The 19172-nt window shown below is 69.2% G+C and carries 18 protein-coding genes and 3 pseudogenes; 11 read left to right on the top strand and 10 right to left on the bottom strand.

The window, feature by feature from the left end:
* Positions 1-506: 506 nt before the first annotated feature.
* Positions 507-899 carry a nuclear transport factor 2 family protein gene (locus tag STRTUCAR8_RS41995; RefSeq protein WP_006382517.1) on the bottom strand — a complete coding sequence of 131 codons (393 nt, stop codon included), beginning with the start codon at positions 897-899 and terminating at the stop codon, positions 507-509.
* A gap of 128 nt (positions 900-1027) precedes the next feature.
* Between STRTUCAR8_RS41995 and STRTUCAR8_RS42000 the strand changes: the two genes are divergently transcribed.
* Both STRTUCAR8_RS42000 and STRTUCAR8_RS42005 read left to right on the top strand, forming a co-directional pair.
* Positions 1028-1606 carry a PadR family transcriptional regulator gene (locus tag STRTUCAR8_RS42000; RefSeq protein WP_006382518.1) on the top strand — a complete coding sequence of 193 codons (579 nt, stop codon included), beginning with the start codon at positions 1028-1030 and terminating at the stop codon, positions 1604-1606.
* 43 nt (positions 1607-1649) lie between these two features.
* Positions 1650-2513: an SGNH/GDSL hydrolase family protein gene (locus tag STRTUCAR8_RS42005; RefSeq protein WP_006382512.1), complete on the top strand. Its 864-nt coding sequence runs from the start codon at positions 1650-1652 to the stop codon at positions 2511-2513.
* A 339-nt stretch (positions 2514-2852) separates the two neighbouring features.
* On the opposite strand, the gene STRTUCAR8_RS55300 is transcribed toward STRTUCAR8_RS42005, so the two are convergent.
* From STRTUCAR8_RS55300 to STRTUCAR8_RS42015, 3 genes are all read right to left on the bottom strand, one after another.
* On the bottom strand, positions 2853-2987 hold the full coding sequence (locus STRTUCAR8_RS55300; RefSeq protein ID WP_277814668.1) for a hypothetical protein: 135 nt from the start codon (positions 2985-2987) through the stop codon (positions 2853-2855).
* Between the two features lie 143 nt (positions 2988-3130).
* Complete coding sequence (locus STRTUCAR8_RS42010) at positions 3131-4390, bottom strand: MFS transporter (protein ID WP_006382506.1); 1260 nt, start codon at positions 4388-4390, stop codon at positions 3131-3133.
* Between the two features lie 52 nt (positions 4391-4442).
* Positions 4443-5576, bottom strand: coding sequence for an ArsR/SmtB family transcription factor (locus tag STRTUCAR8_RS42015; RefSeq protein WP_006382505.1), 1134 nt, complete (start codon positions 5574-5576; stop codon positions 4443-4445).
* 92 nt (positions 5577-5668) lie between these two features.
* Between STRTUCAR8_RS42015 and STRTUCAR8_RS55490 the strand changes: the two are divergent.
* Positions 5669-5937: pseudogene (locus tag STRTUCAR8_RS55490) on the top strand (helix-turn-helix domain-containing protein); the annotation flags it as partial.
* 246 nt (positions 5938-6183) lie between these two features.
* Here STRTUCAR8_RS55490 and STRTUCAR8_RS42020 read toward each other — a convergent pair.
* Positions 6184-6546: a MazG-like family protein gene (locus STRTUCAR8_RS42020; protein WP_006382514.1), complete on the bottom strand. Its 363-nt coding sequence runs from the start codon at positions 6544-6546 to the stop codon at positions 6184-6186.
* Between the two features lie 130 nt (positions 6547-6676).
* Positions 6677-7018, bottom strand: coding sequence for a GNAT family N-acetyltransferase (locus STRTUCAR8_RS53015; RefSeq protein ID WP_107117875.1), 342 nt, complete (start codon positions 7016-7018; stop codon positions 6677-6679).
* Between STRTUCAR8_RS53015 and STRTUCAR8_RS42030 the strand changes: the two genes are divergently transcribed.
* Positions 6939-7136, top strand: coding sequence for a LuxR C-terminal-related transcriptional regulator (locus STRTUCAR8_RS42030; RefSeq protein ID WP_006382507.1), 198 nt, complete (start codon positions 6939-6941; stop codon positions 7134-7136). The two genes, STRTUCAR8_RS53015 and STRTUCAR8_RS42030, sit on opposite strands and share 80 nt — an antisense overlap.
* Before the next feature lie 470 nt (positions 7137-7606).
* The gene (locus STRTUCAR8_RS42035; protein WP_006382510.1) at positions 7607-12043 is read left to right on the top strand and encodes a golvesin C-terminal-like domain-containing protein; all 4437 of its coding nucleotides are present in this window, start codon (positions 7607-7609) and stop codon (positions 12041-12043) included.
* Here STRTUCAR8_RS42035 and STRTUCAR8_RS42040 read toward each other — a convergent pair.
* Both STRTUCAR8_RS42040 and STRTUCAR8_RS42045 read right to left on the bottom strand, forming a co-directional pair.
* Positions 12040-12663 carry a DUF6461 domain-containing protein gene (locus tag STRTUCAR8_RS42040; protein ID WP_006382501.1) on the bottom strand — a complete coding sequence of 208 codons (624 nt, stop codon included), beginning with the start codon at positions 12661-12663 and terminating at the stop codon, positions 12040-12042. The genes STRTUCAR8_RS42035 and STRTUCAR8_RS42040 overlap by 4 nt on opposite strands.
* A gap of 453 nt (positions 12664-13116) precedes the next feature.
* Complete coding sequence (locus tag STRTUCAR8_RS42045) at positions 13117-13443, bottom strand: type II toxin-antitoxin system PemK/MazF family toxin (RefSeq protein ID WP_044473820.1); 327 nt, start codon at positions 13441-13443, stop codon at positions 13117-13119.
* Between the two features lie 166 nt (positions 13444-13609).
* Here STRTUCAR8_RS42045 and STRTUCAR8_RS52025 point away from each other — a divergent pair.
* Positions 13610-13756: pseudogene (locus STRTUCAR8_RS52025) on the top strand (IS701 family transposase); the annotation flags it as partial.
* Positions 13757-14239: 483 nt separating this feature from the next.
* On the opposite strand, the gene STRTUCAR8_RS42055 reads toward STRTUCAR8_RS52025, so the two are convergent.
* Positions 14240-15349, bottom strand: a complete 1110-nt coding sequence (locus STRTUCAR8_RS42055; RefSeq protein ID WP_006382519.1) for an ABC transporter substrate-binding protein — start codon at positions 15347-15349, stop codon at positions 14240-14242.
* A gap of 142 nt (positions 15350-15491) precedes the next feature.
* Here STRTUCAR8_RS42055 and STRTUCAR8_RS42060 point away from each other — a divergent pair, with 142 nt between their 5' ends.
* The 3 genes and pseudogenes from STRTUCAR8_RS42060 to STRTUCAR8_RS55305 form a co-directional block, all read left to right on the top strand.
* Positions 15492-15968, top strand: coding sequence for a MarR family winged helix-turn-helix transcriptional regulator (locus STRTUCAR8_RS42060; RefSeq protein ID WP_006382515.1), 477 nt, complete (start codon positions 15492-15494; stop codon positions 15966-15968).
* Positions 15965-16333, top strand: a complete 369-nt coding sequence (locus STRTUCAR8_RS42065) for a cupin domain-containing protein (RefSeq protein ID WP_006382503.1) — start codon at positions 15965-15967, stop codon at positions 16331-16333. Before STRTUCAR8_RS42060 ends, STRTUCAR8_RS42065 begins: the two co-directional genes overlap by 4 nt.
* A 206-nt stretch (positions 16334-16539) precedes the next feature.
* A pseudogene (locus STRTUCAR8_RS55305) lies at positions 16540-16686 on the top strand (alcohol dehydrogenase catalytic domain-containing protein); the annotation flags it as partial.
* Between the two features lie 34 nt (positions 16687-16720).
* Here STRTUCAR8_RS55305 and STRTUCAR8_RS42070 read toward each other — a convergent pair.
* Entirely contained in the window at positions 16721-17413 is a 693-nt protein-coding gene (locus STRTUCAR8_RS42070) for a TetR/AcrR family transcriptional regulator (protein WP_006382513.1), read from the bottom strand.
* Between the two features lie 100 nt (positions 17414-17513).
* On the opposite strand from STRTUCAR8_RS42070, the gene STRTUCAR8_RS42075 reads away from it, so the two are divergent.
* Positions 17514-18452 carry an NADP-dependent oxidoreductase gene (locus STRTUCAR8_RS42075; protein WP_006382508.1) on the top strand — a complete coding sequence of 313 codons (939 nt, stop codon included), beginning with the start codon at positions 17514-17516 and terminating at the stop codon, positions 18450-18452.
* Between the two features lie 27 nt (positions 18453-18479).
* Positions 18480-19160: an SDR family NAD(P)-dependent oxidoreductase gene (locus tag STRTUCAR8_RS42080; protein WP_006382511.1), complete on the top strand. Its 681-nt coding sequence runs from the start codon at positions 18480-18482 to the stop codon at positions 19158-19160.
* Positions 19161-19172 lie beyond the last annotated feature (12 nt).

Here is a 19172-nt window from a genome sequence, read left to right on the forward strand (position 1 = left end):
CCCGTAAGCCCTGTTCGTCGCCGAAAGGTGCACCGAGGACCGGACCCGCCAATCCCTGTGCATGCTGACTCAGCCCACCACCCGAACCAGCGACAGCACCACACCAGTGGCGCTGTGCGGCCCTGTGCTGCTGCGGGGGCAGGGGCCGTGCGCTGCTGCCGACGAACCCCGCCCGCTCCGAACCGTCGGCAGGGACCCGTCGGCAGGGACCCGGAACACGATCGTCATGACCCGGCATCCTTGCCGCACGGCGTCCGCGACGGGAGCCGCGCCGCTTTCTAGGTCTGCGGCCTACCCCCGATGCCGTGAGCGTGTGCAGGACGGCTCGATCACGGACAACTGGTGCAGCGCCGTCTCGAACTCGAAGCGCACGCGCCGAAGGACGTGGCACAGCCGCAGGGGATGTTGTGACGCCTCACCAGGATGTGCGTCGTCCCGCATGCTGGCGGGTGGCGGCGTTCAGTAAGGGGTTCCCGCGCCGATGACCACGGCGTCGGTCGTCGGACTCACTGCTCGGCGGCCTCCAGGGCGATCTTCTCGAACTGGGCGCCCATGGCCTCGGACAGCGCGTGGGCGGCCGACAGCGGGCGCACCATCACCGTGAATTCGTCTATCTTCCCGTCCTCGTCGAAGTGCAGGAAGTCGCAGCCCTGGAGCTTCTTTCCGGCGACGCTCGCGGTGAAGACGAACGCGTGGTCGCGGCCATCGGGGTTCGCGATCTCCCGGACGTAGGTGAAGTTCTCGAAGACCTGTGTCACAGCGCGCAGGATCGCGGTGGTGATCGCCTTGCCCGGGTACGGCTTGAAGGCGACCGGGCTGGTGAAGACGACGTCGTCGGCCAGAAGGGTGGCCACGGCGTCCAGGTCACCGTTCTCGACGGCCTCGCGGAAGGGGTGCATGATCAATCTCCATACTCAACAAGTTGCATATAGTTAGAGGAGGGTAGAGGCGACTCCGGTGCTTGTCGAGGGTCTGGCGCTTCGGGAGCGCTCACCACTGAACACTCGCTGGGCCGTACCTTGCTCCCATGGCATTGCGGAACGCGGTGATGGCCGCGCTGCTGGAGGGCGAGGCGTCCGGTTACGACCTCGCAAAAGGCTTCGACGCGACGGTTGCGAACTTCTGGACGGCGACGCCTCAGCAGCTCTATCGGGAGCTGGAGCGTATGGAGGTCGAGGGGCTGGTCACGGCTCGCCTCGTCGAGCAAGTGCGTCGTCCCAACAAACGACTGTTCTCCCTGACGGAGGCTGGGCGGGAGGCGGTGCGCGCATACACTGGCGAGCCGCCGGGTCGGCCTGCGGTCATCAGGGACGAGCTGCTGGTCAGGGTGCAGTGCGCGGACGCCGGCGATGCCGAGGCGGTGCGCGCCGCCGTCGTCGAACGCATGGAATGGGCCACGGCCAAGCTGGCCCACTACGAGCGTATCCGGCAACGGCTGCTGGGCGGCCGCTCAGAGGAGGCGTACTTCGCCGAGGCCGAGCGTATCGGCCCGTACCTCACCCTGCTGCGCGGGATGTCGTTCGAGCGGGAGAACCTCCAGTGGGGCGACATGGCGTTGCGCAGGCTCGACCAGCGCGCCAAGACCATTAATCAAAAAATTGACTAGAGTGAGGGCTCTTCCGGTGATCGCAATAAGGAGCCAGCCGCTCATGTCAGGCACTGAGACCCGCTATCTGCGCTTCGTGGCCCTGGGTGACAGTCACACCGAAGGGGTCGGCGACGGCGACGATCCGACAGGCCTGCGCGGGTGGGCCGACCGGCTCGCCGAGCACCTGGCTCGCCACAGCCCGCAGCTCCGGTACGCCAACCTCGCCGTTCGGGGCCGTCTGGCCGGGCAGGTCCACGCGGAGCAGTTGCCCGCGGCGCTCGCGCTGCGGCCGGACTTCGCGACGGTCGTGGCCGGAGTGAACGACATGCTGCGCCCCCGCTTCGATCCGGATGAGGTGGCCGCGCATCTGGAGGCGATGTTCGCCGCGCTCACCGGCCAGGGGGCGCGCGTGGCGACGCTCACCTTTCCCGACATCGCGCGCGTCACTCCACTGGCCCGTCCGCTCCGGCCGCGTCTTGAGGCGCTGAACCACCGTGTTCGCGCGGCGGCGCACCGGCATGGTGTCGTTGTCGCCGACGTCACCCTCTATCCGGTGGCCACGGATCCACGCCTGTGGAGTCAGGACCGCCTCCACTCGAGCCCACTCGGCCACGAGCGGATCGCGGCGGCGCTCGCTCACTCGCTCAACCTGCCGGACACCGACGACTCCTGGACGCACCCGTTGCCCGTCCTGCCTGTTGGTCGGGCACGCTTCGTGCGTGCCGCGTCAGCCGAGGTGCGCTGGGTCGCCGGATTCCTAGGTCCCTGGATCGGTCGGCGCGCGCGTGGGCGATCCTCCGGAGACGGTCGCGTGGCCAAACGCCCGGACCTCCTGTCCGTCGGCAGTTCGGGCCAACACTTCGGCCGTGCCTTCCAGCGTGGACAAGAGCCCTCCGTCGACCTGGCAGACGCCTCGGAGCAGTGAGATCCGCTTGTCCGAGCATGATTAGCGGTCGGTGCTTGCCCGAGTCGGGAACGACGAACGATGCCCACTACGTCCTTCGAAGCCGGCGTCCACGCCGACCACGGCGCTCACGTCGGCGGCCCGCGGACGTTGTTCGGCCTGTTTTCCCACCTGCGTCACCTTGTGGACCGGAGCCCACGATGGCGAGCTGGTCGGGCCGCCCTCCCCGCGGGGGAGGGCGTCCAGGGTAAGCAGGGCCAAGAACTCGGCGACGAAACCCCAGCGGTGTCACCGGCCGCTTGGTGAGGGCGGTGACGGTCAGGTGGGTGCCCAGGAGGCGTGTCTGGCCGGCCGCGATCGTCAGGCCCAGGCCGGTCCTGTCCCCGGCACCGTGATCCGGAAACTGCTGACGGCAGGGGGTGTGCGGGTCTGCCAGGAGGTCGGGCGGGCTCTGGCCTCGGCCTGGCCATCGTGCGGGATGTCGCGAAGTCGCACGGCGGCACCGTCTTCGCATGCACAAGAAAAGGCGGCGGCGCGGAAGTCGGGTCCAGCGCGGGCGGCTCACGACTGGTGCGGTGAGCCTCGCTCACGGCGGGCCGTCCGGAATCGGGGCTGGTTGGAGGACAGCAGGGGGTCGGTCACGGGGCGGACTCCGGCGTGACTGCCGGTTGTTCGGCCTGGGAACCAGGCGGGACGCTGATGCGCGACTGCCGGGGCCGCTGTGCTCTGGCTGTGCGGGCCAGGGTGAGCGCGGCGGTCATGGCCAGAACGACGAGGGCGGCGCCCGAGAGGAGGAAGGCGTCCTGGACTCCGGTGAGTGCGATGGTGGTCGAGGCCACGAAGGGGGAAACGGCCAGGGCTCCCGCCACTCCGGCCTCCCACAGACCCAACGCCTTCGCCAGATGGTGGCTCGGTATGCGCTGCTGCACCAGCGCGATCAGCGGGATGTCCGTGAGGGCCGAGGCCAGCCCGGTGGCGATCAGGAGCACCGCGGCCCCGGCTGTGGAGGTGACGATTCCGAGCGGCGCACGGAAGAGTCCGAGCAGGGCCCAGGCCAGCACCGCCGCGAGGGCGAGTCTGCGCATCCGCAGGCCGGCCAGCAGGAGTGCCCCCGCCACTTCGGCGACCCCGGCGAGGCCCAGCAGCAGGCCGTAGCGGCCGCCCTGCCCGACGACGGCGACCAGCCCCACCGTGAGGAAACCGCTGGTCAGAGCGAGGGCGAGCACGAAGGTCACGATGACCACGAGCACGTCGGGAGCGGCCCGAACGGCCCTGAGCCCGGCGGCGAGATCGGCCCACAGCCCCACCTGCCCTGCGGCCAGGACGGGACGGGTCACGCGGATGGCGGCCACGGCGCCCGCCGAGCCCAGGAAGGTCAGTCCGTTGACCACCAGCGCCGCCCGCATGGAGCCGTAGGCCAGCAGCGGCGCGAGCATGAGCGGGCCGACGAAGAAGGCGGCCCGGAAGGCGACTTGCAGCAGCCCGTTGGCCTGTTGCAGACGGCCGGCCGGGACGATCTGCGTGACGATGGCGTTGCGGGCCGGGGCGAACGGGGCGCCGATCAGGGCCAGCAGCGCCGTGGTCGCCACGAGCAGGGACAGGTTCAGCAGGCCGAGGGACAGCAGCACCGCGGCTACCGCCACTACGGCGACCCGGGCCAGATCGGAGGCGATCATCAGCTTGCGGCGGTCGTAACGGTCGGCGTACGAGGCGGACACGAACGTGGCCAGGAACGCGGGCGCGAACGCGGCCACGCTCACCACGGCGACGGCCGTCGGGTCCTTCGTCAGCGACCAGGCCAGCCAGGCGGTCGCGGCGGTGTACAGGCCGTCGCCGAAGCGTGAGACGGCCTGGCCGACGAAGAGAAGCAGGAAATTGCGGTCCCGGAGCAGTGACATGCCGCCACTGTCGGATCTCCTCGGACACCTGATCCACTTATTAGGCAGATGGCTAATCAACAGGGTCGGTGGTGTGCAGAAAGCTCTCCAGGCTGGGAGCGAGACCCGCCACCTGCCCGGGCAGCAGCCGGTACAGGACGTAGTAGCCCTCACGGCGGCGTTCGAGCAGGCCCGCGTCCGCGAGGACGCGCAGGTGCTTGGACAGGGCGGCCTCACTGACGCCGACGAGCGGGGCCAACTCCTGGGTGCTGCGCGGGCGTTCGGCGATCAGCCGGAGGGCGCGCAGGCGGGTGTCGTCGGCGAGCGCGCGGAGCATGCCGACGAGCTGTGCGGGAGGAATCCTGGGGCGGGCCTCCCGGGCGATCGACGAGACGGGAAAGACGAGCCCGAGGGGCCAGGGGCCGTCGCAGTTGACCCGTACGTGCGGCCACACATATGTGCTGGGGGCGAGCAGGAGGGTGTCGTCCGGGCCGATGGCGACCTCGTGGTCGTGCGGGCGCTCCAGCCAGAAGCGTTCGGCCTGCCGGTCGATGCGCACCTCCGGCCACAGGCCGCGGAGCATGCCGTACAGTCCGCGCTGTTCGATCTGGTGTCCGGCCTCGCTCACTCCGGCGGCCAGTTCCGGTTCGATCCGGGCCCATTCCTCCTCGAACGCTTCCCGCCAGTAGCGTTCCAGCATGCTCAGGAACCTTTCGAGGAGTGCGCGGGGGTCGTCGAGGAGCATTGCGGCCATCGCTTCGTCGCTCTCACGTGTGACACGCTCCCGGAGCAGGGCGCGTACGTCCGGTTCCCGCAACGCGTGTGGATCCCTGCCCTCGCCGCCGCCGCCGCCGCCGCCGCCGCCGCCGCGCCACGGCGAGAGCAGCGGGACGGCGAACTCCAGCCGGACCAGCTCCGGGTCCGCTGTGCGCAGGCTGGCCAGCTCGCTGCCGAAGTCCGCGAGCCCGCCGGTCGGCCGCGGAAAGAGGAACTCGGGAAAGTACGAGCGCACCGCGTAGGAGAACGCCTCGATCTCCCGCTTCAGGGCAGGCGACAGCTTGCGCATCGCACGTACCCAGCCGTGCTGGACGGGGTGGTGCTTGGGCTCCACGAGCACATGCAGGCTCAGTACGGCTTCCATCGTCGGCGAGTAGGCGAACCCCACCCGCTCCGCACCACCGGCGGGCACCCGGAACACGATCGTCATGACTCGTCATCATCGCCGTCCAGCGCCCCCGGAGGGAGCGTGCCGCGCGAGACGGTGGTCGGCGATGCTGACTTGACGACCAGGATGTGCGCATGGCCGAACGGGTGCGCGTGCGTGAGATAGATGGCGACGAGGGCCGGAGCCTGCTGCGATCATCCGCGGGGGCACGGGATCGGTGGTGACCTGGCGACGGGCCCAGATGGTGCTGCTGTCCGCGCGGGGCATGTCCGTGGCGAAGATCGCCGAAGTGACGTTCACCAGCGCGGACCGAATCCGAGACGTGATCCACAACTTCAATACCGATGGTTGCGACTCGCACTACCCGACGTACAAGGGGCGCCCCCAACTACCTGATACCCGAGGAGGCATGTTCCTGACCGCCGCTCCCCGTATCCGGTGGCCCGTCTCTGCCCTTCTCGCGGGGACGGGCCACCGGCCGTGTACGCGGAGTGCACGGGACAGCCTTCAGAGCACGGCGAGGGAGGACCCGGCGGTATGGGGGAGTGGCTCATCGGACGCCGTCACGAACAAGCTCCTTCTGCTTCGTCCAGGCGGTTCCGCACTCGTCCGAGGCCTGGTGCTCACCGCGGCGTCGACCGGCCGTTGCTCATGCCGGCTCCGGCGGAGCCGGGACCGCTGCGGGACCGAGGGAAAGGAACTTCGCCGACTTGGCGGCCAGATGCCGGTCGAGGTATTCCGGCGCGTCGTCAGGGCGCATGCGCGCCAGCGCGACCAGCGCCGTGATGACTACATCCGCGACTTCCGCGTGCGCGGCGGCCCATGGCACGGACCCTTTACGGGGGTTGGTGCCGCGGGCTCCGATGACGGCTTGGGCTGCTTCCCCGGTCTCCTCGGCAATCTTGAGGACTTGCAGGCTCCACTGCTCCGCTTGGCCCAGGCCGAGCGCGGTGTCGTGTTCGTTGAAGAGGCGGGCGAGTTGATCGATGGTGTCCCAGGCATTGTCGTTCACGGCGTGGTGGCTCCTTCTGGGGGGTGCGGGTCGGGGCGTCGAGGCGGTCGAGTGCGACGGTGAGGGTCTGTTCCCCCCCACAGCCTGGTGTGGTGGCTCGCTTCTCTGCGGCACTCGGGATCAGCGCCGGTCAGATCCCGTGCGCGGTCGCGTGCGCTAAGGGCGGGAGCCGGGTCATCCGCATCAGGGCGGGGTCGCTTGTGAAACCGAGCGCAGCGTACAGCGGGACGGAGTCGTCGGACGCGTGCAGCTCGTACAGTGTCACGCCGTCTCCTTCCAGGTGCGCGAGCAGCGTGGTCAACTCGGCCTTGGTATGGCCGCGGCGGCGGTAACCGGGAACGGTGGCGACCGCCTGGATCCGCGCGGCCAGACCCCTGGGGTACCGGGTTGCGGTGGCGGGACGGCGTACCCGCAAGATCGCCGAGCGGCTCTTCCTCGGCCCGCGCACCGTCGAGACACACCTGTCCCGCATCTACCGCACACTCGAGGTCTCGTCCCGGCTCGCCCTCCTCGACCTTCTGCGCCTGGCAGAGGAGACACCGCGGGCAGGACACTCGCGGGTGGCTCCGACAACTTCCGGCCACAGCTGACCTGTTGATCACCACACCCCCACGTGCAGCGGGCTGCCCCCAGTTGTGCGTATCTGGTCGAATCGCCCCCACCGGGTTCCTCACCGTTCGCCCGCTTCTTCTGCCATGACTTGGGAAAGTCCGGAGATGGCCGAGAAGGTGCATCACGTTCCGCTCGCACCGCGAACGTTCAGGTCAAAAGGCTCCGAAATGCCCGCTCGAACTGCTCCCGGGACGTCCCGTTCCGAGAATTCTTGCCATGGCTTGAAGCGTCTACGACTACGCCTTGAACCTTGCCTCCGCCCACTTCGGTGCAGCACACACAGGCCTGTTACGTTCAGCGCCGCCTGCGGCCGATCCGACGGCCGACGACTCCGACTTGCCCTGCGGTACGGCATTACCGACCGCGCCCGCACCAGGGACTTCTCGCTGGTCTCCCCACTCGAACGTCGTCGTCCGCGCCACTGATGTTGAGAAGCAGGGGGAAAGAAATGACAAGCCGTCACAGACGGACCGTGCTGACGGTCTTCGCCGTCACCGCCGCACTGGCAGGGCTCGTACCGGCCCAGGCCGCCACCGCGAATTCCGGCAGCCCCGGAGCCGCCACCGCACCCAAACCCGCGTCCACGACTCCCAAGGGCGCCGTCAGGGCCCCGGACACCACGCTGGGCAAGGGATGGAAGACCTCCGCCGACCGGGCAGTGACCGCCGTCGCCGACAGTGACGGGCTGCACCTGCTCGTCGCCGACAGCAAGAACGCGTACGCCTGGCGGACGGCCGCCGTCCTCAGCGAGCCCCAGCTTCGGGCCGACACCTGGATCGGCAACCAGTGCGTCATGGACGACCACCACGCGGCCGTCGTCTATGCGCCCCGGACCTTCACCAACAAGCCCGACCTGCTGATGGGTGGCGCGTTCACGGCAGTCGTGAACCTCGACGACGGCAGCGTCACCAAGCTGCCCTTCACCGCCTCGCTGGCCTACTTCGACCCGACGTGCAACACCGCGACGCACACCGCCCTGTTCACCGCCCTGCGCGACGCCAGGACCCGCCTGGTCACGGTCGACACGGCCGGCGCAACCGCCTCGGACACCACCGCGACGGGTGAGATCACCTCGGCCGTGCCGACGAAGGACGGTGCGATAGCCGCCGCCGGGAACCGGCTCGTCCACGTCGACCGCAAGGGCAGGACGACCCGGCTCACCGGCACGAAGCACGCCCCGTACGGCATCCGGGTGAGCGGCGACGGCACCGTCGCCTTCATCGACCGCACGGGCGACACCGCCGCGAACGTACAGACGTACGCCCAAGGCAGGAAGACGACCGTCGCGACCGGCAGGCTCGCGGCGATGAACCTGCGCCAGGGCACGGACGGCACCGTCTACCTCACCGGGACGGCGAGCCGCGGCAAGGGCTTCGCGGCCAGCGGGATCAGGCAGTTGAGCGTCTCACCCGACGCGGACCTCTCCACCCGTGGACGCCTGGCCGTCGACCCGGCCGTCTCGCCGGCCGTGCAGGCGGGCGTCGACAACATCAAGAACGCCGGCCGCGGCTTCACCGGCACCGGTACCGGCACCAGGGAACCGGCGGCCGAGACGACGACGGGCGGTACCAACCACGACCTGACCATCACCGGCACCGTTCCGGGCACGGGCAGGCACACGGACCAGAAGGTCACCGCGCCCGGCAGCACCGCGGGCGGCAGGCCGTCACCGGTGCTCACCGGATCCGCCAGGCCGCAACTGTCGACGACGAGCATGCTCGCCACGGCGGTCGCCTCCAACGCCAACGACCCGGTCGACAACGACCGTTGGTGTTCCGTGCCGCGCAACGACGTCGGCACCCAGGCCCTGCAGCCGACCCCCAACCAGGTCGAGTGGGCCGTGGACATGGCCGTCCAGGGCAATCTGCGATCGGGCTACCTCACACAGGGCGGCTGGCGGTCGCAGACCGGGATCTCCACGATCGATCCCCAGGGCCTGTTCCCGAAACCCGCGCTGACCGGCGGCGGACGTATACCCGCCCAGGTCCAACTGGGCATCCTCGCCCAGGAGTCCAACCTGTGGCAGGCCGAATCCGGGGCCATCCCCGGCCAGATGGGCAGCCCGCTCGCGGCGGTCGACGGCTTCTACGGCCATCAGTCCGGCGGCTCCCTCGCCGACTTCTGGACCATCAACTGGGACAAGTCCGACTGCGGTTACGGTGTCGGCCAGGTCACCGACGGCATGCGGCTCGCGGGGCACGAGAAGGACGGCGAAACCTCGCTCCCGGAGAGCACGCAGCGCGCGGTCGCCATCGACTACACCACCAACATCGCCGCGTCGCTCTACATCCTCGCCGACAAATGGAACGAGGTGCACGAGTCCGGCCAGACGATCGCCGTGAACAACGACGACCCGGCCAAGCCCGAGAACTGGTTCACCGCCGTGTGGAACTACAACCTCGGCTTCAATGCCAAGGCGGACGAGGCAGCGAACGGCAACTGGGGCCTCGGCTGGTACAACAACCCCGCCAACCCCGTCTATCCCGCCGCCCGGCTGGCCTTCATGAACACGGACCTCGACCCGCTGGCCGCCCAGGACGCCGCCCACCCGCAGAACTGGCCGTACGAGGAGAAGGTGATGGGCTGGGCGGCCTGGTCCATCGACACCGGCCACTCCTACGCCACCTCCGGCCGGCAGGACTGGCCGGGCGAGTCCGGCTTCGCCTCCGCGGGCTTCCGCCCCGCCTACTGGAACGGCACCACCGGGACGGTCGTCGATCCGGCCAGTGCGAAATTCCACCGGGCCCACGCCACACCGCCGCTCGACGCGTTCTGCAACACCGCGAACGACTGCGACACGGCCAACCCGCCGAACTGCCCCGACGCGGCCTGCTACGCCCAGTACTGGTGGCACGAGTCCAACGTCACCTGGAAGTCCGACTGCGCCACCAGCTGCGGCTTCGAGAACATCAAGTACCAGACCCTGATCAGCGAACCTGGCCGTGGCACCCGCCTGCAGTACGGAACCCCCGTCTGCTCAGGCGCGCCCGCGGGCGCGAGGATCGTCGAGTCCGTGCCCGCGGGCACCAACACCTGGAGCGACTGCGGAACGACAAGTACCGACGGCTCGTTCCAGTTCACCTTCTATCCGGATCCGAACGCGACAGGACCAGGGCTCGGGCAGTACGACGCGAAAGCCGACCTGCACCAGATCGGCGGCGGCTACGGCGGCCACTTCTGGTACACCCACGCGCGCGACGCCGGCCATCTCGGCGGCGACGGGGGCCGTATGACCGTCCTCGGCGACTGGCAGCTGTCCTCGGCCGTCTCCGGTGGTCAGGCCAAGGTCTACGTACACATCCCGGACACCGGGGCGCAGGTCGCGAACGCCACGTACAAGATCATCACCCCGGTCGGCACGGTGACCAGGACCGTCGACCAGGGCGCCAACGCCAACTCATGGGTCTCCCTCGGCGCCTTCAACTTCAAGAACCAGGCTCCGCGCGTACAGCTGACCAACTCCACGGCGGACGGAGCCGCCGACAAGGACGTCGCCTACGGCGCTGTCGCGTTCGTGCCCGGCGACTACAGCGACATGCCGAGCATCATCTTCCCCAACGCCGACGACGAGGCACCGATGCCCAGTTGGGCGGGCGACGTCGAGGAGGCCCACCGAAACACCGGGCTGACGTCGGCCGCGACCTCCCTGAGCAGTGCGGCGCCCGACGTGGCCGGCACGACGTGTTCCCCCACGCGGACGAGCGGTGGCGAGATCTGCGTGCACATCGGCAAGACGCAGTCACGTACGTCCTCTCTCGGCAAGCAGACGGCCAAGGCACTGGCCGCGGCCGACGCCACCCCGCTCGTCCCCTGGTGCGACACCCGCACCGCAGGCCACGACTGGTACACCCGTACGGACGCCTGTCTGAAGGCCGTGTCCCCGCTCGACGTGATCTTCTTGGTCGACGAGAAGGTGGTCGGCACCGCGCATTTCGCGATGCAACAGGAGATCAAGCTCTACAACAACATCGGGGAGTTCGACCAGAGCCTGTCCCTCGTCCCCACCGAGATCGACCCCACCCTGGGAGCGGTGACCCTCGGCTGGAACGCGGCATCGACCTGCTCCGACTGCACCCAGTCCCCACAGGTGACGGACGGCTCCCTGACCTGGGCCGGCCCGGAGGACAGCCACGCCACCGACGTGACCTTCCAGACCCTGTGGAACGGCACCGGCAAGGAAGAGATCACCCTCGGGTGGGGCATCACCGGCCGTATCTCCGAACTCCCGGAGGCCTCGGGCGAGGCCGACCTCGGCAACACCATCGGGGATCTGGACGTGCGCTGCGACGACATGACCAAGGGTGCCGCGAACGCCGGATGCGTCTTCCCCTCCTACACGCCGACCTACACCGTGAACACGGACCGCTATCCGGCGGCCGGCGCCTACTACTGGCTCATGAAGGAGAAGAACAGCAACCACTTCGGCAGCAGGGCGCACAACACGCCGCTGCACTACCTGAGGGACGGCCAGACCGACAACCGGGACGTGGTGTGCCCCGACAGCTGGGTGGGACGCTCGGAGACTCCCGACGTCAGCTGCGACGAGTACGCGTTCGCGACGACGAACGAGAGCGGCGGCGTGCCGGTCAACGGAGTCACCTCCGGCGACCAGTGCGCGCAGTACTACGCCGCGCCGCTGAACGACACCACCTGGACGTTGTACTGGGACGACAACTACGCCTTGCCCACCTGGTCGGAGAAGTGCGGCCGGGCCGGCATCCCGTTGGGCCAGAACACCGGCGCGATGGCGCCGTTCGGTCGTACCGGAGGCTTCGTCTGGTACAACCGCATGCTGGGCGACGACCCGTTCTGGCTGGCCACGCCCGGGTTCGACCACTGCACTTCGGCGGACACCACTTGCACGTTCCAGCGCACCAACCCCTAGTCGCCCAGTGAGTCGAGGACAGGGCTTCCGCTGACCGTCACCAGCGGAAGCCTGTCGTCCTCCAGCAGTTCGCGGGGCAGCGACATCCCGAAGTGCCTCTCGATCGCGCCCAGTGTCATGGCGATCCGCTGACTGTGCCGTGCGTTGCTCACCTTGAGCAGTTCGCCCGACGGAAGAACGACGCCGGCCGCTTCAAGCTCCTCCTGGAGAAGATCCGGCCGGGATCCCCAGCGCAGCCGCTCCTCGCCGAGCCCGAAGGAGCACAGCAGTTCGCCGTCCGCGGCGTACGAGAACATGGGCGGCGGGTGGAACGCCTGGGGGTCGAGATTCACCGCCTCGACACCGCCGCGCGCAACACGTCTGAGGACGTCGTGCCTCGTCCCGGGGGCCTCCCCGTATTCGGCGGCGAACGCCCAACCCTCCGCCTCCCCGATCCGTGCGACGCCGATGTCCGCATCGGTGAGCAGCCCGACGGCCTCGTCCGCGGTCGCCGACGGGCTCGCGCCACCGGGCGCGGCGCCGAGCCGCACGGCCAGTTCCTCCGGCGTGATCCCGCGGGCGAAGGTCACGCTGAAGTGCCAATCGGACTCAACCAGCCAGCGCACACCGCGATTCGTCATGCCCTCATCCTGCCGTACGGCCTTACCCGGCCGCTGAGCGCGGTCGCCTGGTTTGTTCACACGCCCCGCCTGCGCAGAGTCACTGCGACCAGCCGAAGCAGCGCCGTCGTGGGGTTGGAATGGGAGACGAAGAGAAGTGAAGTGAAGTGAAGAGAGGGAAGTGTGCGGGCTTGGCGTCGAAAGAGGCAGGTCGGATCCTGGATGCCGTTGCTGACGACGAGATCACTGCTGCCGTGCGTGCGGAACTTGCCTCAAAGGAGCCGCCTGTAGTGAGGTCCGGTGCCTCGTCCTCGTTGCTCTATGCGTCTTTGGGTGACTCCTGAGGGCTGTGGGCAGGCTGGTTGTTCGGGAGTCGTTGCGTACTGGTCCCCCGATGAGTTACCCCAACTACCCGACAACCCATGGGTCCTAGTACGGGTACTTCGCGGTCGTTACCGGGGTCCGCTCCTGTGCTTACTCGGCGAGTCGGAGGGCATCGTCGATCTCGCTGAGCTTCCTGGAGGACAGGACGGCCGCCCGCTCTACCAGGTCGTCCCGGGACACGGTGGTCAGCCACGTGCACGGGGTGAAGCCTGGACGCGGGAACGCGAGCCGCAGCACGCCTTCTAGCGGCAGCCCTTCATCAGCGCCGACCGTCACCTCGATGCCCAGAGCGCTGATGTCGACGCCGGCCGGAGCGACGACCTGCATCACCTGGAACCCGGACGCGTCGTCTCCTGACAGGAGTACGACCAACCTCCGCTCGTCGAACTGGACCCACCAGACTTCGCCACGTTGCACAAGCCCTCCGATACACAGGACGGCAGGCACACGCTGCGCGACCTGACGCGGTGTGGAGACGGGTGTGGCCACCGTTGATCATCGGTGTGCGAAGACAAACGATCATGCGGCGGCCGCAGGTCACAGCGTAGACCCTGCCTGCCTGCAGGAGGCGTTCGAGGGCCTGATGAGCCGGACAGCGGGACGCTTCACACGGGTCGAATCCCGACGCCGGGCCCGGAAGTCGGTACTCGGCCTGTTGTCGGACCTGCCGCGCAAGAACTGCTGGACCATCGCCGAGTGGGCGGGGGACGGGACCCCGGACGCCATGCAGTTCACCGCCGACGTCGCCCATGAGCTGCACACCCCTTTGATGCGGCTCTTCACCGCGGCCGAGAACCTGCCCGAGGGCCGGATCACCGAGCTGGTGCGTGAGAGTGTGCGAACCCTCTGCTCCCTGACCGACAACCTGCCGGAGAACTCTCGTCTCGATACCGGCATCGAGGAAGCGGACCTGTCCGACCAGTCCTTGCGTCTGCTGGCCGAACAGGCCCTGGCCGCACCGACTTCCCGGCCGGCCTGCACGTCGTCGATGACGCGGGTACCGAAGCCCTGGTCCGCACCGACCCACGCCGGCCGAGCCACCTCCTCGTCGACCAGGCGAAGGTCATCGGTACCCGGCTCCGATTCACCAACGCGCCCGACGGCGGCACCCGGACCGTCGTCCCTCTCCCCGAAGCCCTTGACACCTCCGGGTGGACGGCGCGCAGCGGGTGCTGCCTTGCCCAGAGGCGCGTCGGCTCGATCTGGGTCCCGACTACGGGCGGCCCGGGTGCAGACCCAGCCAGCCAGGGGACGGCGCTCCGGCGACCTCACCCACGTAGAGCGTCAGTTGCTGCCGGAAGCGTTCCGCCCCGGACCGGTCGTCCATGAACCCTACGAAACCGTCCAGGTGGGCGTTGGGGTAGTCCCAGATGGGGCGGTAGCCCGGGCGCGGGGCCACGTCTGTACGCACCGACCACATGTAGAAGTCGGACTGGACCTGTTTCGACAGCCACCAGTTCAGGTAGAGCCTGGCCGCGGCCGGGTGCTTCGCCCCCTTGAAGATGGCTGCCCGCTGGGCCCATGCCATGAAGGGGTCGTGCCTCGGCACCACGAAGCGGGTCTTCACCCCCGCGGTCGGGGTGAGCAGTCCGTCCGTGCCGAGAGCGACGGCCGCGGTACCGGCCTCGACCCGGTCGGCGGGCTCCTGAGTGCCGCGCACCCAGGCCACGTCCTGGGCGACGAACCGCCGCAGCCAGTCCCAGCCGTACTTGTCGACGATGAGCTTGTAGAGATACAGGACGGCGTCGTCGTCGTTCGGGTAGGTCGAGACCAGCTTTCCCTTCCACCGCGGGTCGAGGAGATCGCGCGCCGTGGCGGGCGGGTTGGGTCCGGCCTTGTCGACGTTGTAGATGGTGGAGAAGGCGTCGACGAAGATGCCGGTCCAGGCGCCGTCGGGGTCCTTGAACGCCGGGTGCACGCGGGAGAAGCCGGCCGGCTTGTAGGGGCGGAGAACCCCGTCCTTCTTCCAGCGCGAGAAGTCCTGCAGGGTCTGCAGCTGTACGACATCCGGGACAAGGGTGCCGGTCGCGAGCTGGTTGTCGATGCGGGAGTCATGGAACTTGCTGTAGTCCACGACGATGTTCAGCCTGATGCCGGGGAACGCCTTCTCGAACGCCGCCTTGTTGCCGTCCTGCTGGTTGGCGGTGTCACCACCCGCGTAGACGGTGAGGGTGCCGCCTTCCGCCTGTGCCTCGCGGTACAGCTGCCGCAGGGTCCTGGTCTCCTCTCCTCCGGACGCGGCGTGTCCCGTGCCGGCACCGAGTGCGACTCCGGCGGCCGCGAGTGAACCTGTGACGAGCACCTGCCGTCGTCCGAGCTCCATGTCCGTTCCCTTCGATGTGATGCGGTGGACGTGAATCAGCTTCCACGGAAGCTTTATTTCAAACTTCAAGCTACACATCTCCCTTGTCCGACAGGGAATCGACAGCCGAAGGATGGGAGAATATTGCTGTAGTGTCAGCTTTATGGATGCCTTGCTGAACGACGCGGCGGTCCTCCTCTACGGCGATGTCCTGCGGCTGACGGACGCGTTCGGTGGCCGCGCCGAGCGAGCGATCCGCGAGGCCTCCGGACTCGGCGGTACCGAATTCGAGGTCCTGCTGCGCCTGGCTCGTCATCCGGAGGGCCGAACCACCAGTGCCCGCCTGGCCGAGGACCTGTCTTTCACCTCCGGCGGACTGACCCGGCTGACAGCCCGCATGGAGGGGGCCGGGCTGCTGACGCGCCACCCTCACCCGACCGATCGCCGGGCCGCCTTCGTCGAGGCCACTCCGAAGGCACGGGAGCTGCTGGAACGAGCCCTCGCCGCGCACGTCCCGCAGATCACCGCCGACCTCATGCAACCGCTCACGGTGACCGAGCAGCTGATTCTGCGCGAGCTGGTGACCAAGCTGCTGTCGCACTCCGCACGCGGCACGGTGTCTCCCCCGTCAGGGGGGTGACCTGTGCGACGAGTGGCGGCTCGATCGGCTCACCGCCGGCGGCCTGCCGCCACTCGCCCGGCACTGCCACCGCACGAGTGTTCGCATGCGCGATCTCCGGCAAGTGGGGCTACCTGGAGCGGCCCTGGACGGCGACCGCAGGTGATTTCGTTTACGAGGCCCCGGGTGAGGGGCACGCTCTGGTCGCCTACGACAGCGCCGAGCCGATGAAGGCGTTCTTCATCGTCAAGGGCCCGCTCATCTGGCTGGACGAGAACGGCGAGCCCGATGGCTTCTTCGACATGCACGACCACATCAAGATGTGCCGCGAGCGCTACGAGAAGGCCGGGATCGGCGCCGGCTGCGTCAACTCCCTGTTCCGCTGAGTCGCGGCGCACCCCGACCGATCGAGACCGCCGTAGAAGACGTGCAGGTGACACCACGCGGCCCTGGCGAGGTGACGATCGAGGTCGCCTGCTGCGGGATCTGCGGCAGTGACCTGCACGAGTAAACCGATGGGCCACACGCCATTCCTGTGGGCGACCCGGACCCGGACCCGGACCCGGACCCGGACCCGGACCCGGAGTCCGGCGTGGCGGCTCCGATCGTCCTGGGGCACGAATTCTGCGGCACCGTCGCCGAGGTGGGCGACGGTGTCACCGCTGTCGGCCCGGGCGACCGGGTGGCGGTGGAGCCGCACCACCGCTGCGGCAGTCGCCCACGGCCTGCATCCAAGGGCAGCCGCCAGGCGGATCTCGGTCAAGGACGCCACCTCAGGCGGTGTCCGGGCGGGTTTGTGAAAGGCGGACCATGGCGCGGTAGAGGGCGGCGGGTGCCGGTGCTTCGGGCAGCGGGGGGATCGGTGCGCCGGGCGCGGCGAAGGAGCGGATCATGTGGCCGACGAGGCGACGCCAGGTGTCGGGGGCGGCGTCGCCGGTGGCGGTGACGACTCCCGCGTTGGCGATGAGCAGGATGACGACGTCCTGGTGGGTGAAGTCCTCGCGCAGGTGCCCGGTGTCCTTGGCACGCGTGATGAGTTCGAGCAGCCGGTCGTACGCCTCGGCGCGGCGGGCCTCCAGCGCTTTCGCGGTCGGGAAGGTCATGGTCAGGACGTCGGCGAAGCCGCGGTCGGCGGCCTGCATGGCGCAGACGGCGTGGAGGTAGCCGGCGAAGCCGTGCCAGGGGTCGGGGTCGGCGAGCGCCTCGGTGACGGCGTCGACGTAGGCGTCCATGCGGTCGGCGAAGACCGCGTTGACGAGTTCATCCCGGGTGGCGAAGCGCCGGCCGAGCGTGGCTTTGCCTACGCCGGCCTCGCGGGCGACGGACGCCATGGAGACACCGAGCCCTTCGGCGGCGTAGAGGCGGCGGGCGGCGGCCAGGATGCGGCAGCGGTTGCGTTCGGCGTCGACGCGCAGGCCTGCGCCGGGCTGCAGGCCCGGCGTCTGGTCGGAAGGTGGCGAGGTCATCCCCCCACTCTACCCAAGTGGAACGGTAGGACCGCTTCTGTTGTACGGTGAGGGCAGTGAAAGTGGGACGCCTGGCCCACTTAATTGAAAGGGTGTTGTCATGCGTGCTGTCGCGCTCGAATCCGTCCCCTCCTCCCCGGTCGTGATCGACGTGGACACGCCAAGCCCGGGGGTCGGGGAACTCCTGGTCAAGGTGGCCGCCGCCTCGCTGAACGGCATCGACATCGCCACCGCCGCCGGCTACACGCAGGGGTTCATGGAGCACCGGTTCCCGCTGGTCCTCGGCGGGGACTTCGCGGGCACCGTCGAGGCACTCGGTGAGGGTGTGGACGGCTTCGCGGTCGGCGACGCGGTCTTCGGTGTCGTGTTGAAGCCCTACCTGGGCGCCGGGTCGCTGGCCCAGTACGTCACCGTGCCCGCCGGACACGGCGTCGCCCGCATCCCCGCGGGTCTGACGGTGGGGGACGCGGGCGCGCTGGGCGTTGCCGGGCTGACTGCCGTGGTGAGCCTGGACGCGGTGGCCCTGACCGAGGGCGAGACGGTGCTGATCTCAGGTGCCGCCGGCGGCGTGGGTGCGCTGGCGGTGCAGCTCGCCGCCGCCCGCGGTGCGAAGGTGATCGCGACCGCCCGCCCCGGCACGCAGACCGACTTCGTCACCGGCCTGACCGGCACGGAGATCCACGTGGTCGACTTCACCGCCGACCTTGAGGCGCAGGTCCGCGCGATCGCCCCGGAGGGTGTGGACGTGGTGCTGCATCTGGCGGGCGACGGCGCGGCGCTGGCCGCCCTGCTGCGGCCGGGCGGACAGCTCGCCTCCGCCACCGGCCTGGCCCAGGACGACGTCAAGGGGCACGACGTCACCGTCCACACGATCATGGCCGCCCCTGGTCCGAAGACCCTGACCTCGCTGGCCGAGCAGGTCGCCTCTGGTGCCCTGCGTGTGCCGGTCACGGCCACCTTCCCGCTGGACCAGGCCACGGAGGCGTTCGCCGCCTTCGGCGCCGGCACCCCGGGCAAGATCACCGTCTCCTGCTCCTGACCCACGTCCAACGGAAGAGAAACCACCATGCCCACTATCGCCATCGTCGGCGCCGGCCCCGGTATGGGCCTGGCCATCGCCCGCGCCTTCGGCAGCCGCGGCTTCGACGTCGCCCTGATCTCCCGCACCAAGGAGAAGCTTCAGACGCTGGTCGGCCACCTCGGCAAGGAAGGCATCACCGCGGAGGCGTTCGCCGCCGATGTCCTGGACCGACCCTCCCTGACCGCGGCCCTGGACGCCGTGAAGGCCCGCTTCGGCGGCATCGACGTACTGGAGTACTCACCGGCCCCGCACTCCCCGGTGCCCGGCGTCACCCTGGCCGCCCCCTCGGAGGTCACTGCGGACAACCTGCAGCCGCAGATCGAGTACGTCTTCTACGGCGCCGTCGCCGCCGCCCGCACGGTGCTGCCCGCGATGCGTGAGGCAGGCTCCGGCACCCTGCTGTTCACCAGCGGGGGTGGTTCGGTGGACCCCGTCCCCATGCTCGGCAACGTCAACGCGGCCGGCGCGGCCCTGCGCAACTGGGTCATCAACCTGAACAAGGAACTGGCCGGCAGCGGTGTACACGCCGCCCACGTGGCCATCAACGTGTGGATCGGCGACGGCGGCCCGGAAGGCTTCCCAACGGCCACGTCCGAGGAGATCGCCCCTCTCTACTGGGACCTGCACGAAAACCGGGACCGCTCCGAGGCCGTCTTCAACGCCTGACCGGCCCACCTC

It is taken from the genome of Streptomyces turgidiscabies Car8 (assembly GCF_000331005.1).
Lineage (GTDB): Bacteria > Actinomycetota > Actinomycetes > Streptomycetales > Streptomycetaceae > Streptomyces > Streptomyces turgidiscabies.